This window comes from Lysobacter sp. GCM10012299 (assembly GCF_042649405.1).
Classification (GTDB): Bacteria; Pseudomonadota; Gammaproteobacteria; order Xanthomonadales; family Xanthomonadaceae; genus Lysobacter_J.
The window spans coordinates 189,907-202,972 of sequence record NZ_JBHRZC010000004.1 but is presented as its reverse complement, the minus strand read 5'-3'; the positions used below and the strand labels follow the sequence as shown (position 1 = coordinate 202,972).

At 68.2% G+C, this 13,066-nt stretch carries 16 protein-coding genes; 3 read left to right on the top strand and 13 right to left on the bottom strand.

The features are described from left to right. Positions 1–2 precede the first annotated feature (2 nt). The 3 genes from rnfB to ACFOPO_RS12115 form a co-directional block, all read right to left on the bottom strand. Entirely contained in the window at positions 3–434 is a 432-nt protein-coding gene (rnfB, locus tag ACFOPO_RS12125) for an Rnf electron transport complex subunit RnfB (protein WP_386703483.1), read from the bottom strand. A 20-nt stretch (positions 435–454) separates the two neighbouring features. Next, positions 455–2,548 (bottom strand): methionine--tRNA ligase, encoded by a 2,094-nt coding sequence (gene metG / locus ACFOPO_RS12120; RefSeq protein ID WP_386703482.1) that lies wholly within the window; start codon positions 2,546–2,548, stop codon positions 455–457. Between the two features lie 167 nt (positions 2,549–2,715). Continuing rightward, positions 2,716–3,171, bottom strand: coding sequence for a DUF2147 domain-containing protein (locus ACFOPO_RS12115; protein WP_386703481.1), 456 nt, complete (start codon positions 3,169–3,171; stop codon positions 2,716–2,718). Between the two features lie 156 nt (positions 3,172–3,327). On the opposite strand from ACFOPO_RS12115, the gene apbC reads away from it, so the two are divergent. Beyond that, positions 3,328–4,401, top strand: coding sequence for an iron-sulfur cluster carrier protein ApbC (gene apbC / locus ACFOPO_RS12110; RefSeq protein ID WP_386703480.1), 1,074 nt, complete (start codon positions 3,328–3,330; stop codon positions 4,399–4,401). A gap of 76 nt (positions 4,402–4,477) precedes the next feature. After that, complete coding sequence (gene dcd, locus ACFOPO_RS12105; protein WP_158730638.1) at positions 4,478–5,047, top strand: dCTP deaminase; 570 nt, start codon at positions 4,478–4,480, stop codon at positions 5,045–5,047. 9 nt (positions 5,048–5,056) lie between these two features. On the opposite strand, the gene ACFOPO_RS12100 is transcribed toward dcd, so the two are convergent. Genes ACFOPO_RS12100 through ACFOPO_RS12055 form a run of 10 tightly spaced genes read right to left on the bottom strand, consistent with a single transcriptional unit; the run spans position 5,057 to position 11,439 of the window. Next, a complete protein-coding gene (locus tag ACFOPO_RS12100; protein WP_386703479.1) occupies positions 5,057–5,353 on the bottom strand; it encodes a hypothetical protein in 297 nt (98 codons plus the stop codon). An 11-nt stretch (positions 5,354–5,364) separates the two neighbouring features. Next, positions 5,365–6,021: a pyroglutamyl-peptidase I gene (gene pcp / locus ACFOPO_RS12095; protein ID WP_386703478.1), complete on the bottom strand. Its 657-nt coding sequence runs from the start codon at positions 6,019–6,021 to the stop codon at positions 5,365–5,367. Between the two features lie 13 nt (positions 6,022–6,034). After that, complete coding sequence (locus tag ACFOPO_RS12090) at positions 6,035–7,000, bottom strand: DUF979 domain-containing protein (protein ID WP_386703477.1); 966 nt, start codon at positions 6,998–7,000, stop codon at positions 6,035–6,037. Further along, on the bottom strand, positions 6,987–7,712 hold the full coding sequence (locus ACFOPO_RS12085) for a DUF969 domain-containing protein (protein WP_386703476.1): 726 nt from the start codon (positions 7,710–7,712) through the stop codon (positions 6,987–6,989). Before ACFOPO_RS12085 ends, ACFOPO_RS12090 begins: the two co-directional genes overlap by 14 nt. Beyond that, a complete protein-coding gene (locus ACFOPO_RS12080) occupies positions 7,709–8,485 on the bottom strand; it encodes a 5-oxoprolinase subunit PxpA (RefSeq protein ID WP_386703475.1) in 777 nt (258 codons plus the stop codon). Before ACFOPO_RS12080 ends, ACFOPO_RS12085 begins: the two co-directional genes overlap by 4 nt. A 20-nt stretch (positions 8,486–8,505) precedes the next feature. Then, positions 8,506–8,670: a LiaI-LiaF-like domain-containing protein gene (locus ACFOPO_RS12075; protein WP_200604882.1), complete on the bottom strand. Its 165-nt coding sequence runs from the start codon at positions 8,668–8,670 to the stop codon at positions 8,506–8,508. Between the two features lie 30 nt (positions 8,671–8,700). Next, on the bottom strand, positions 8,701–9,654 hold the full coding sequence (locus ACFOPO_RS12070) for a biotin-dependent carboxyltransferase family protein (RefSeq protein ID WP_386703474.1): 954 nt from the start codon (positions 9,652–9,654) through the stop codon (positions 8,701–8,703). Next, entirely contained in the window at positions 9,651–10,349 is a 699-nt protein-coding gene (gene pxpB / locus ACFOPO_RS12065; protein ID WP_386703473.1) for a 5-oxoprolinase subunit PxpB, read from the bottom strand. Before pxpB ends, ACFOPO_RS12070 begins: the two co-directional genes overlap by 4 nt. Then, on the bottom strand, positions 10,346–10,774 hold the full coding sequence (locus ACFOPO_RS12060) for an HIT domain-containing protein (protein ID WP_386703472.1): 429 nt from the start codon (positions 10,772–10,774) through the stop codon (positions 10,346–10,348). Before ACFOPO_RS12060 ends, pxpB begins: the two co-directional genes overlap by 4 nt. Then, positions 10,771–11,439 carry a dienelactone hydrolase family protein gene (locus ACFOPO_RS12055; RefSeq protein WP_386703863.1) on the bottom strand — a complete coding sequence of 223 codons (669 nt, stop codon included), beginning with the start codon at positions 11,437–11,439 and terminating at the stop codon, positions 10,771–10,773. The genes ACFOPO_RS12060 and ACFOPO_RS12055 overlap by 4 nt, the downstream gene beginning before the upstream one ends. A gap of 248 nt (positions 11,440–11,687) precedes the next feature. On the opposite strand from ACFOPO_RS12055, the gene rimO reads away from it, so the two are divergent. Further along, positions 11,688–13,037: a 30S ribosomal protein S12 methylthiotransferase RimO gene (gene rimO, locus ACFOPO_RS12050; protein WP_386703471.1), complete on the top strand. Its 1,350-nt coding sequence runs from the start codon at positions 11,688–11,690 to the stop codon at positions 13,035–13,037. Positions 13,038–13,066: the final 29 nt, after the last annotated feature.

The window sequence follows — 13,066 nt, the reverse complement described above, 5'->3', positions numbered from 1 at the left end:
CGTTAGGGTGGCGCCAGCACGATGCAATCGACCGGGCATGCCGGCACGCACAGTTCGCAGCCGGTGCACAGCGGCGCGATGACGGTGTGCATGTGCTTGGACGCGCCGATGATCGCGTCCACCGGGCAGGCCTGGATGCACTTGGTGCAGCCGATGCAGTCCGCTTCCACGATCACCGCGACCTGCGCCGGTTTGTGTTCGCCGCGCGTGCGGTCATAGGGTCGCGCTTCGACGCCGAGCAGCCGCGCCAGTGCGCGCGCACCGGCGTCACCACCCGGTGGGCAGCGATCGACATCGGCCTCGCCCGCGGCCATCGCTTCGGCATAGGGCCGGCAACCGGCGAACCCGCACTGGCCGCATTGGGTCTGCGGCAGGATGCGGTCGAGGCGCTCGGTCAGGTCGGCGACATTCATGATGTGGGCGGGAGCGGGCATGCCCGCTCCGCGTGTGCGGATCAGCGGACCGGCATGCCCGGTTCGGCGCCACCGTCGGCATCCAGCAGGAACAGCGACCCGCCGTCGAAACCTGCCGACAGCACCATGCCCTCGCTGACGCCGAAGCGCATCTTGCGCGGCGCCAGGTTGGCGATGAACACCACGCTGCGGCCAACGAGCTTTTCCGGCTCGCCGTAGGAGCCGCGGATGCCGGAGAAGATCTGTCGCTTGCCCAGTTCGCCGGCATCGAGTTCGAAGCGCAGCAGCTTGTCGGAGCCCTCGACGAACTCGCAGGCCAGCACCTTGCCGACGCGCAGGTCGAGCCTGGCGAAGTCGTCGATGCCGATGGTCGCGCCCGCTGCCGTGGCAGCGGCCGGTGCCGGTGCCGCGGCCTTGTCGGCCTTCGCCGGGGCAGCGGCCGTCTTCGCAGTAGCGGCCGCAGCAGCGCTGGCGTTGTCGGGGTTCAGCGATTCTTTCGAGGCGTCGATCATGTGGTCGATGTGCTTGGGGTCGATTCGGGTGAACAGCGGCGTGTAGTTGCCGATGCGGTGCGCGAGCAGCGGCGATTCGAGATCGTTCCACTGCGCGACGGGCGCTGCGAGGAACGTCTCGGCCTGCGCGGTCACGCGCGGCAGCACCGGCTTGAGCGCGGCGTTGAGGACGCGGAACAGGTTCAGGCCCTGCGTGCACACGGACTGCAACTGCGCGTCGGCGCCTTCCTGCTTGGCCAGCACCCACGGCTTGTGCTCGTCGATGTACTTGTTGGCTTCATCGGCCAGCGCCATGGTCAGGCGCACGGCGGTCGCGGCCTCGTTGCGCGCGTAGGCCTCGGCGATCGGCGCCAGCTGCGCGACGAAGTGCGTGTACATCGCCCGATCGGGCAGGGCATCTGCAAGGCGGCCTTCGAACCGCTTCTCGATGAAGCCGGCGCAACGGCTGGCGAGGTTGACGAACTTGCCGACGACATCGGCATTCACGCGCGCGGTGAAGTCGGCCAGGTTGAGGTCGAGGTCGTCGACGCCGCCGCTGGTCTTGGTCGCGTAGTAGTAGCGCAGCGCCTCCGGGTCCAGGCCGGCATCGAGGTAGGTGCGCGCCATGACGAACGTGCCGCGCGACTTCGACATCTTGGCGCCATCGACCATCAGGTAACCGTTGACGTGCAGGCGCGTCGGCGCGCGGAAACCGGCGCCGTGCAGCACCGCCGGCCAGAACAGGCCGTGGAAGTTGACGATGTCCTTGCCGATGAAATGGTGCAGCTCGGCCTTGCTGTCGCGGGTGAGGTACGACCAGAAATCCAGGCCCTCGCGCTCGCACAGCGCCTGGAAGCTCGACAGGTAACCGATCGGCGCATCGAGCCAGACGTACAGGAACTTGCCCGGGTGGCCGGGAATCTGGAAGCCGAAGTAGGGCGCGTCGCGGGAGATGTCCCAGGCGCGCAGGCCGCCCTCGGCGTCCAGCCACTCCTGCAGCTTGGCCTTGACGCCGGGCATGGCGACATCGCCCGACAGCCACTCGCGCAGGAAGGCATCGAACTGGCCGACCTCGAAGAAGAAGTGCTCGGACTCGCGCAGCTCCGGCGTCGCGCCGCTGACCACCGAACGCGGCTCTTTCAGCTCGCTCGGAGAGTACGTCGCACCGCAGTTCTCGCAGTTGTCGCCGTACTGGTCCGGCGTGCCGCAGTTAGGGCAGATGCCCTTGACGTAGCGGTCGGGCAGGAACATGCCCTTGACCGGGTCGTACAGCTGCTCGACCGAGCGCCGGCTGATGTGGCCGTTGTTGTCGAGCTTGGCGTAGATCGCCTCGGTCAACGCGCGGTTGCGCGGCGAGTTGGTCGAGTCGTAATGGTCGAAGGCGACGCCGAAGTCGGCGAAGTCGCGCTCGTGGCTGGCCTGCATGCCGGCGATGAACGCTTCCGGCGATTGCCCGGCCTTTTCGGCGGCGAGCATGATCGGGGTGCCGTGGGTGTCGTCGGCGCAGACGTACCAGGCCTTGTGGCCGGCCAGGCGCTGCGCGCGGCACCAGATGTCAGCCTGTGTGTAGCCGACCAGATGGCCCAGGTGCAGGTGCCCGTTGGCGTAGGGCAGGGCGCAGGAAACGACGAACTCGCGGGACATGGGGGGCCGGGACGCGTAAAGAGCGGGGGATTATCGCATGGCGACCCATCCCCCTCTCCCTGGTCGCTTCGCGACCTGTCCCTCTCCCACAAGGGGAGAGGGTTATTGGATGCTCTTCCTTCTCCCCTTGTGGGAGAAGGTGCCCGAAGGGCGGAAGAGGGGTGCTCTTACTTGCGCACCCAGGTCTGCGTGCGGCCCAGCAGCGAGAAGCCCATGAAGCCGCGGACTTCCAGCTTCTTGCCGCCGTCGATCGGCGTGACCTTCACCGAGTAGATCTTGCCGCTGGCCGGGTCGAGGATCTGGCCGCCTTCCCAGGTCTCGCCGTCCTGCTTGATGCCCCACAGGATCACCATGCCCTTGACCGGCTTGCCCTTGCGCTCGCCCGAGCACTTGTCGCACAGCGGGTTCGGGCCGCGGTCGGACTGCAGGATCTCGGTGACGCGGCCGGCGAGGCTGCCGTCCTTGGCCTGGTAGATCTCGACGATCGACTTGGGCTTCTGGGTCTTGTCGTCGATGGTGGTCCATTGACCGACCGGTGCCGGCGTCTGCGCGAATGCGGCAGTCGACAGCAGGCTCAGCGGCAGTGCAGTCAGGAACAGCAGGGCAAGCAACTTCGTACGCATGGGTCCCCTCCCAGGGATGTATTCGGCATGGCCCGCACCGGGATGCGGTTGCGGACCTTTATACCGCATCCGCAGGCGTACGGACCGGGCGCGCAAGAGCACGTAACATGGCGGCCCCGGGCAATGCCGTATCGAAGAAAGATCAAGGTCGCTGTCGTGATTGAGTCCCTGCAAGCCGTTGTTCCCGTTCTCGCCGCCCTCCCGTTGCCCGAGACCGGGGTCACCCTGGGTGAAACCGGCGCCCGCATCCGTGTCGTGGAGGCCGAAGGCCGGGCGGTGGTCGAGATCGTCGCCGGGTTCCCCTGCCTCGCGCTGCGGCCGTGGCTGGAAGGCGAGGTCACTGCGGCCCTGGCCGCCGCCGGCTTCCAGCTGGCCCGCCTGGAGCTGCACTCGCGCATCGTCTCGCACGCCGTGCAGCCCAACGTCACGCCGATGCCCAGCGTCCGCAACCTGATCGCGATCGGGTCGGGCAAGGGCGGCGTGGGCAAGTCGACCACCGCCGTCAACCTGGCGCTGGCGCTGGCCGCGGAGGGCGCCCGCGTGGGCGTGCTCGATGCCGATATCTACGGCCCCAGCATCCCGACCATGCTCGGCCTGTCCGGGCGCCCGGACAGCCCCGATGGCAAATCGATCGAGCCGATGCGCGCGCACGGCGTGGAAGCGATGTCGATCGGCCTGCTGGTCGAGCAGGACACGCCGATGATCTGGCGCGGTCCGATGGCGACCTCCGCGCTGACGCAACTGCTCAACGAAACCCGTTGGGGCGAGCTCGATTACCTGATCGTCGACCTGCCGCCGGGCACCGGCGACATCCAGCTGACCCTGGCGCAGAAGATTCCGGTGGCCGGCGCGGTCATCGTCACCACGCCGCAGGACGTGGCGACGCTGGACGCGCGCAAGGCGCTGAAGATGTTCGAGAAGGTGCAGGTGCCGGTGCTGGGCCTGGTCGAGAACATGGCGGTGCATGTGTGCTCGAACTGCGGCCACGCCGAGCATGTGTTCGGCGAAGGCGGCGGCCAGCGCATGGCGGCGCAGTACGGCGTGCCGCTGCTGGGCAGCCTGCCGCTGGAAATCGCAATCCGCGAGCAGGGCGATGCCGGCGTGCCGGTGGTCGTGGCCGCCCCGGACAGTGCAGCGGCCCGCGCCTACCGCATTACCGCCCGCCGCATCGCGGTCGAGCTGGCCAAGCGGCCGCAGGTGGCCACGCCTCTGTCGGTGTCGCTGCTCTGAGGCCTGCGGGCCTGTTCCCCGTGGCCGCTCCGGCTGACACAATCCCCTTTCCGTTGCCGAAGGTCCCCGCACAAGCATGAGCATCAAGTCCGACCGTTGGATCCGTCGCATGGCCGAGCAGCACGGCATGATCGAGCCGTTCGAGCCGGGCCAGGTCAAGACCGCCGCCGACGGCCACCGCATCGTCAGCTATGGCACGTCCAGCTACGGCTACGACGTGCGCTGCTCGCGCGAGTTCAAGGTCTTCACCAACATCAACTCGACGATTGTCGACCCGAAGCATTTCGACAGCGGCAGCTTCGTCGACATCGAAAGCGACGTGTGCATCATCCCGCCGAACTCGTTCGCGCTGGCGCGCACGGTCGAGTACTTCCGCATCCCGCGCGACACCCTGGTGGTGTGCCTGGGCAAGAGCACGTACGCGCGCTGCGGCATCATCGTCAACGTCACGCCGCTGGAGCCGGAATGGGAAGGCCACGTGACCCTGGAGTTCAGCAACACCACGCCGCTGCCGGCGCGCATCTACGCCAACGAAGGCGTGGCGCAGATGCTGTTCTTCCAGTCCGACGAAGTCTGCGAGACCTCGTACAAGGATCGCGGCGGCAAGTACCAGGGCCAGGTCGGCGTGACGCTGCCGCGCACCTGAGGCTTGCCCTCAGCGGCGCACGTAGGTGACGAAGAACCCCTGCAGGTCGCCGTTCTCGGTGTATCCCACCACGCTCTGCACCTGGTACCCGTTGTTGTTGAACGCGCGATGGGCCTGGTTGAGCTCGGTGGCCGAGCCGTTCTTGCGCCCGCCCAGGTCGACATCGACGTACAGGCTCACGGTCTGCGTGCCGGTCTGGGCGAATTCGGCCGCCTTCTTGTCGTATTGGGTCTGCGTGGCGGCCAGGGCCAGGGCAGGAGTGATCAGGCACGCGGCCAGCAGGGCGGCGACAACGGTCTTGCGCATCGGGGTGTCCTTCAGTGGGTAGTGCCCGCGGCCAGGCGGACATCGTGTTCGACAGTCAACGCGGTGGCGACCGCCAGGCGCAGGGCCTGGCTCACCACCGACGGCGGCAGACTCGGCGCGCCCGGGTGTCGCGCGGCCTGCGCGGGAGCATACGGAATGTGGATGAAGCCGCCACGGACGCCGCGCACAGTTCGCAACGCGTGCATCAGCCCGTAGAAGACGTGGTTGCAGACGTAGGTGCCGGCGGTCTGCGAGACCTCGGCAGGAATGCCGGCATCGCGCAGCGCCGCCAGCATCGCCTTGATCGGCAGGTCGCTGAAGTACGCGGCCGGGCCGCCGGCGATCACCGCCTCGTCGATGGGCTGGGCGCCGGCATTGTCGGCAATGCGGGCATCGTCGACATTGATGGCGACGCGCTCCAGCGCGATCTGTGCGCGGCCGCCGGCCTGTCCGACGCAGATGACCATCACCGGCGCGGTCTCGTCGAGCGCGCGCCGCAGGGCCTGCAGCGAGGTACCGAACTCCACCGGCAGGCAGCGCGTCGCGATGCGGTGGCCGAGGATCTGTTCGCCATCGAGCGGGGACACGGCCTCCCAGCTGGGGTTGCTGTCCTCCCCGCCGAACGGGGCGAAGCCGGTGAGCAGGACGGTGGGGATGGGCGCGGTCACGGCAGCAAGGCTCTCACTTGAACGCCAGCCAGTACATCAGCAGCAGGTTCACCGCCAGCAGCGGCAATGCGGTGGCAATCTGCACCCGGATCACCGCGTTGGGATCATCGAGCTCCAGCAGCGCCGCCGGCACCAGGTTGAAGTTGGCCGCCATCGGCGTCATCAGCGTTCCGCAGTAGCCGGTGAGCATGCCCAGCGAACCGAGGATCGCCGGCGCGGCGCCATGCTGCTGGATCAGCAACGGCAGGCCGATGCCGGCGGTCATCACCGGGAACGCGGCAAAGGCATTGCCCATGATCATCGTGAACACCACCATGCCCAGCCCGTAGGCCAGCACGCAGGCCACGCGGCTGTCGGCCGGAATCACCGCAGAGACCATCGACGCCACGGCATCGCCGACGCCACTGGCGGCAAACACGCCGCCAAGCGTGGCCAGCACCAGCGGCAGCAGCGCCGCCCAGCCCATCGTGTCGAGCAGGCGCCGGCCTTCGCTGGCGGCGCGGATCGGCCGCTCGCCGGTCACCACGACTGCGGCCAGGGCCGCCAGCACGCAGGCCAGCGCCAGTCCGATCAGGGTGATGCTGCCCTCGCCGAACAACGGCGTGCCGAAGATCACGATGTGCTTGCCGAACAGCACGATCAGCACGGTGATGGCCGGGATCAGCAGCGCCGGCACGAACAGGCGATGGCCCAGGCGCGACGCCGAGGCCTGCCGCTGCGCTTCGGGCGCTTCGGCAATATGTTCCCGGCGCATGCGCGTGGCCAGCAGCGCCAGCACGATGACGGCCGCACCGGCCAGCTGAGAGGGCAGGGGATTGCCGGCCTTGCTGGCCGCCAGCACCAGCTTGCCCGTGGCAAACAGCACGCCCAGCAATGACCAGAACGCAGCATGTGCGTAGCGGCGCTCGCGCAGGTTGCTGCCGCCTGCGAAGAACAGGAACAGCGCCAGCACGATGTAGAAATGTTCAATCGACAGCATGGCTGGCCATCCGGCTGCTCTTGCGGCTGCCCATCCGGCGGGCGAGGCCGCGCTGGAAGACGACGATGCGCACGGCGTGGATCACGAACGCGGCGATCGCGGTCGGGATCGCCCACAGCGCGATCTGCAGCGGTTCCAGCTGGATGCCGTGCTCGGCGTAGAAGCCCTGGATCAGCAGCACCGCGCCGAACGCGAGGAACACGTCTTCGCCGAAGAAGCGGCCGACGTTGTCGGTTGCCGCAGCCAGTGCATGCACGCGCTGGATTTCCTCGCGCGGCAGCGGGCCGTGCTCCTGCAGGCCGGGCGTGCGGTTGGCCGCCGATTCCGACATCGGCGCCAGCAACGGGCGCACGGTCTGGGCATGGCCGGCGATGTCGATCAGGCCGAGCGTGCTCAAGCCCTGGCGCGCGGCGAGATAGACGACCAGCAGCCGCGCCAGGGTCAGTCCGCGCCATCGCGCGATCCATTGCAGGGCATGCTCGCGCAGCCCGGCGCGTTCGAGCAGGCCGATGGTCGGCAGCGTCATCGCGAACATCAGCAGGGCGCGATTGGATATGAAACTGTCGCCGATCACGGCCAGCAACTCCGGCATCGACTTGCCCGCGGCCAGGCCGCTGACCAGCCCGGCACTGACCACCACGATCACCGGGTTGGCACGCAGGACGAAGCCGACGACGACCCAGGCGACGCCGAGGAGGGGCCAGTAATTCATGGAAGGCCTTTGACCGGCATGGAGGCGACGACTATGCCATCCGTCTCGAGTGCATCGCGCACTGCCTTGGCGAATAACGCGGCATCGCTGCGATCACCGTGCAGGCAAAGCGTATCGGCGCGCAGCGCAACGATGTTGCCGTCATTGGCGACTACTTCGCCGCGCGTAGCCAGTCGCCGTACCTGCGCGATGGCGGCGTCGAGCGACTCGATCACCGCGCCCTCGCTGCCGCGCGGCAGCAGGCGGCCGCGGCGGTCGTAGCCGCGTTCGGCGAACACTTCGTGGGCGACGCGCAGCCCGTGCGCGCTGCCGGCATCGGTCAGTGCCGAGCCGGACAGACCGAACAGCACCAGTGACGGGTCGAACGCCTTGATGGTTGCGGCGATTGCGTCGGCAACGGCGCGGTCGTCGGCGGCGACGTTGTAGAGCGCGCCGTGCGGCTTGACGTGGGTCAGGCGCACGCCTTCTTCGGCGGCAATTGCCGCCAGTCGTTCGATCTGTGCCCGTACTGCCTGCGCGATGTCGGCTGGCGGCAAGGTGAGGGCGCGCCGGCCGAAATGCTCGCGATCGTCGAACGAGGGATGCGCACCTGCCGCCACGCCGTGTGCGCGACACAGGCGCAGCGTCGCGCGCATCGTCGCCTCGTCGCCGGCATGGCCGCCGCAGGCGATGTTGGCCGAGGTGACCAGCGGCAGTATCGCCGCGTCGTCGCCGCAACCTTCGCCGAGATCGCAGTTGAAATCGATGCGCCGGCTTTCGTCTGGCTTGGTCACGTCGTTGGCCGGATGCGGCCTCAGCCGCGCTTGAAGAGCATTCCCAGGCCGACCACGATCAGGATCGCGGGCCACCAGGTCATCAGCATCCGACCCAGGCTCATGTCGGTGTAGCCAAGATTGTTGAGCAGGAAAAGGGTACCGATCACGACCAGCACCAGCGCGCCGATGACATTGGATTTCATGGGATTCCAGGAAGTAATGGATTGGACGGGTCAGATCGCCGGCACGCGCGCGTCGATCATCACGCCGATTCTGGCGACCCGTGCCCGCGCCGCGCAAGCCAGCCGGTGGGCGGTGGTGGCATCGACGGCGGCGAAATGCAGGGTCTGTCCCGGAATGCACTGCGCCAGGCGCGGCAGGTCGGCGGCGATGACATGGCCCAGGCGCGGGTAGCCACCGACGGTCTGGGCGTCGGCCAGCAGGATGATCGGCTGGCCGTCGGGCGGCAGCTGGATCGTGCCCGGCGCGACCGGTTCGGAGAGTCCGTCCGCCGAAGTGGTTGGCAACGCATCGCCCTGCAGCCGCAGACCCTGGCGATTGCTGCTGGCGCTGACGTTCCAGGCGCGTCGCGCCAGCGGCGCCGACCACGGGTGTGTAGAAGGCAGGTAGCGGATCGGCGCGCGCGGGTCGTCGTCGTGTCCGGGGTCGATCCACCAGGGCGTGCTTTGCAGCCGCGTGCAGTCGAAGGGCGCCGTGTCACCGAGCACCACGCGGTCGTCATTGCGCAGCGCGCGTCCGTCCAGCCCGCCGAAGCCGCCACGCAGGTCGGTGCTTCGACTGCCGAGCACTTCGGGCACGTCGATGCCACCGGCGATCGCCAGCCAGGCGCGGGCGCCTGCGCGCACCGCGCCCAGTTCGAGCGTGCCGGCCGGCAGCAGCACCGGGCGGCCGCACGGAACCGGTTCGCCTTTGAACCGAGCCGATACCGTGGCGCCGGTGAGTGCAATGCGCGTCGGCACTTCCAGCTGCAGCGTCGGGCCGTGCAAGGTCAGCTCCAGCACGGCGGCATCGGCGCGGTTGCCAACCAGGCGATTGCCCAGTTGCGCGGCATCGCGATCGAGTGCGCCGGCATGGGCGACGCCGAGGTGCCGCCATCCGGCGCGGCCGAGGTCCTGCACGGTCGTGAGCAGGCCCGGGCGCAACACGCGCAGTACGTGATCGCTCATGGGCCGGCGTCCGCAAACTGGTCCGCCTCGATAGCAACAAAGCGCACGCGATCGCCCGGCAACAGCAGCGACGGCGTCGCCCGCGTCGGATCGAACAGCACCTTCGGCGTGCGCCCGAGCAGACGCCAGCCACCGGGACTTTCGCGCGGGTAGATGCCGGTCTGGGCACCGCCGATGGCGACGCTGCCGGCGGCCACGCGTGCACGCGGCGTCGCCAGGCGCGGCAGCGCCAGCGCCGGGTCCAGTCCGGCCAGGTACGGGAAGCCCGGTGCGAAACCGATCATCGCCACGGTGTACATGCCGCTGGCATGGCGCGAGATCAGTTGCTGCGGCGACATCTGCAGCTCCGCCGCCGCGGCCACCAAGTCCGGACCGAACTCGCCGCCGTATACGACGGGAATCTCGATGGTTCGCGGTGCCGGCGCACTTGCGCCAATCGCCGGCGTCTCGTCCATCGCCAGCAGTGCCAGCAGCTCCTCGTGGATGCGCGCCGGATCTGCAACCGGGTCGAAGAAGACTCCCAGGCTGGCGAACGCGGGCACCAGTCCGCGCAGCCAATCCGGCTTGAGTTGGTCCAGCCGGCGCGCAACGGCATGCACGCGGTCGTTGAGCTGCGGGTCGAGCTGGTCTCCGAAACGGAGCAGCCAGGCATCGTCTGCGAGCGCTTCGATGTCGCAGACGAACGGTCGGTTCACTTCGGCAGGGCGCCCTGCAGTTGCTGGATACGTGTCACCAGCGCTTCGGGCGTGTAGGCCTGGGCGCTGGCGGTGCCCCAGACCGGACGTGGCCAGGCAATGTCGTCGTGGAAGCGCGCGATGACATGGATGTGCAGCTGCGGCACGACGTTGCCCAGCGCGGCCACGTTGATCTTCTGCGGCTTGAACTCGACCTGGAGTGCGCGACTGGCAGCGCTGATCTCGCGCATCAGCGTGGCCTGCTGCGCCTCGTCGAGATCGACCAGCTCGACGGCATCGGTCACGCGCGGGATCAGGATCAGCCAGGGGTGGTTGGCGTCGTCCATGAGCCGCAGCTCGCTCAGGGCGAGATGGGCGACCGGATGCGTGTCCTCGGCGAGCTGCGCGTGCAGTTGCCAGGCGCCGGGGTTGCCGGAGCGATTCATCGCAGGTTCTCCGCCAGGAAATCGAGGGTGCGGTGCCAGGCCAGTTCGGCGCTGGCCGGATGGTAGGCATGGTTGTCTACGTCGCGATTGAAGGCATGGCCAGCGCCGGCGTAAACGTATACCGCCGCGGCCGGTTGCTTGCTGCGATGCTGGTCGATCGCTTCCGGCGGGATGCTGGTGTCGTTTTGGCCGAAGTGGAACATCATCCGCGCACGCAAGGGTTCGTCGAGGAAGGGCACGGTACGCGCGCCGTAATACGACACGGCCGGCAGTCCCAGGCGCGTGTTGGCCAGGAACGCCAGGCTTCCGCCCCAGCAGAATCCGACCACGCCCACGCGCAGCCCCTCGCGGTGCAACTCGTCGGCCGCCTCGCTGATGATGTCGACCGCGCGGTCGAACCCCAGTTCGTTGCGCAGGGCCGCGCCGCGCTGCATGCCGGCCTCGTCGTAGCCAAGCTCGGTGCCGGGCGCCAGCGGGTCGTACAGCGCCGGCGCCAGGGCGACGAATCCGGCCGCGGCGAAGCGATCGGCGACGGTGCGGATGTGGGCGTTGGCGCCGAATATCTCCTGCAGCACGATCACGGCGCCCTTCGAGGGGCCGGTCGGTTCGGCGCGCCAGGCCCGGACCGGGCCATGCGGGGTGTCCAGATCGATCCAGTGGGCCATGGGGGAGAGGTCCATTCAGTTATCGGCGGGCGCTACGTCCGGAAGCTCGCGGCCGGAAGCGTTCAGCTTCGCGGCGGCTCCGGCCCGGTTGATTCTAGCGCCGGGGCTATAATCCGCGGCCATCCTGTCGTTTCGAGCGCAGCGAGGGACCTGCCGCAGCCGCCGAGCGCGTGGCCAGCAGGTCGCTCGCTGCGCTTGGCGCGACTGCAACTCCGCCTGCAAAACGCGCTCCAAGCCCGGTTCAATCCATGTCCCTAGCCAATCCCAAAGTCGGTTTCGTCAGCCTCGGATGCCCCAAGGCGCTGGTCGACTCCGAACGCATCCTCACCCAGTTGCGCGTGGAGGGCTACGACATCGTCCAGACCTACGACGATGCCGACGTGGTCGTGGTCAACACCTGCGGCTTCATCGACTCGGCCGTGACCGAATCGCTGGACGCGATCGGCGAAGCCATCGCCGAGAACGGCAAGGTCATCGTCACCGGTTGCCTGGGCAAGAAGCCCGAGCAGATCCGCGAGGCGCACCCGGGCGTGCTGTCGATCAGCGGTCCGCAGGACTACGGCAGCGTGATGAGCGCGGTGCATGCGGCGCTGCCGCCCAAGCACGATCCGTTCCTGGACCTGGTGCCCGATACCGGCATCAAGCTCACGCCCAAGCACTACGCCTACCTGAAGATTTCCGAAGGCTGCAATCACCGCTGCAGCTTCTGCATCATCCCGTCGATGCGCGGCGACCTCGTCAGCCGTCCGGTCGACCAGGTGCTGCGCGAGGCCGAGAAGCTGGCCATGGGCGGCGTCAAGGAACTGCTGGTGATCTCGCAGGACACCTCGGCCTACGGCGTCGACGTCAAGTACGCGCAGCACGAGTGGCGCGGCAAGGCCTACCAGACCCGCATGAAGGCGCTGTGCGAAGGCTTGAGCGAGCTGGGCATCTGGACCCGCCTGCACTACGTGTATCCGTATCCGCACGTCGACGACATCATCCCGCTGATGGCCGAGACCGGCGCCAACGGCATGCGCAAGCTGCTGCCGTACCTGGACATCCCGTTCCAGCACGCCAGCCCGCGCGTGCTCAAGCTGATGAAGCGCCCGGGCGCGGTCGACAAGACGCTGGAGCGCATCCAGCGCTGGCGCTCGATCACGCCGGACATCACCATCCGCTCGACCTTCATCGTCGGTTTCCCGGGCGAGACCGAGGCCGAGTTCGAAGAACTGCTCGACTTCCTCGATGAAGCCCAGCTCGACCGCGTCGGCGCGTTCGCCTATTCGCCGGTCGAAGGCGCCAGCGCCAATGCACTGCCCGATCCGGTGCCGGAAGAGGTCAAGGCCGAGCGCCTGGCGCGCTTCATGGAGCGGCAGGCGGAGATTTCCGCGGCCAAGCTCGAAGCCAAGGTCGGCAGCACCCAGCGCTGCCTGGTCGACGCGCTCGACGGCGAACTGGCGATTGCGCGTTCCATGGCCGATGCGCCGGAGATCGACGGCCTGGTGCAGATCCAGAACGGCTTCATGGCGGGCCTCAAGCCGGGCGAGTTCGTCGATGTCGAGATCATGGGCAGCGACGAGCACGACCTGTTCGGCGAGGTCGCGTTCGACGACTGATCCTCAAACGACAATGGCCACCCGAAGGT

Coding starts and splice junctions, on each gene's coding strand:
- ACFOPO_RS12070 (WP_386703474.1), bottom strand. CDS start 9,654: ATGAGCGATCACGTACTGCGCGTGTTGCGCCCGGGCCTGCTCACGACC.
- ACFOPO_RS12100 (WP_386703479.1), bottom strand. CDS start 5,353: ATGCGCAAGACCGTTGTCGCCGCCCTGCTGGCCGCGTGCCTGATCACT.
- rimO (WP_386703471.1), top strand. CDS start 11,688: ATGTCCCTAGCCAATCCCAAAGTCGGTTTCGTCAGCCTCGGATGCCCC.
- ACFOPO_RS12075 (WP_200604882.1), bottom strand. CDS start 8,670: ATGAAATCCAATGTCATCGGCGCGCTGGTGCTGGTCGTGATCGGTACC.
- ACFOPO_RS12055 (WP_386703863.1), bottom strand. CDS start 11,439: ATGGCCCACTGGATCGATCTGGACACCCCGCATGGCCCGGTCCGGGCC.
- ACFOPO_RS12060 (WP_386703472.1), bottom strand. CDS start 10,774: ATGAATCGCTCCGGCAACCCCGGCGCCTGGCAACTGCACGCGCAGCTC.
- ACFOPO_RS12115 (WP_386703481.1), bottom strand. CDS start 3,171: ATGCGTACGAAGTTGCTTGCCCTGCTGTTCCTGACTGCACTGCCGCTG.
- dcd (WP_158730638.1), top strand. CDS start 4,478: ATGAGCATCAAGTCCGACCGTTGGATCCGTCGCATGGCCGAGCAGCAC.
- ACFOPO_RS12085 (WP_386703476.1), bottom strand. CDS start 7,712: ATGAATTACTGGCCCCTCCTCGGCGTCGCCTGGGTCGTCGTCGGCTTC.
- rnfB (WP_386703483.1), bottom strand. CDS start 434: ATGCCCGCTCCCGCCCACATCATGAATGTCGCCGACCTGACCGAGCGC.
- metG (WP_386703482.1), bottom strand. CDS start 2,548: ATGTCCCGCGAGTTCGTCGTTTCCTGCGCCCTGCCCTACGCCAACGGG.
- ACFOPO_RS12090 (WP_386703477.1), bottom strand. CDS start 7,000: ATGCTGTCGATTGAACATTTCTACATCGTGCTGGCGCTGTTCCTGTTC.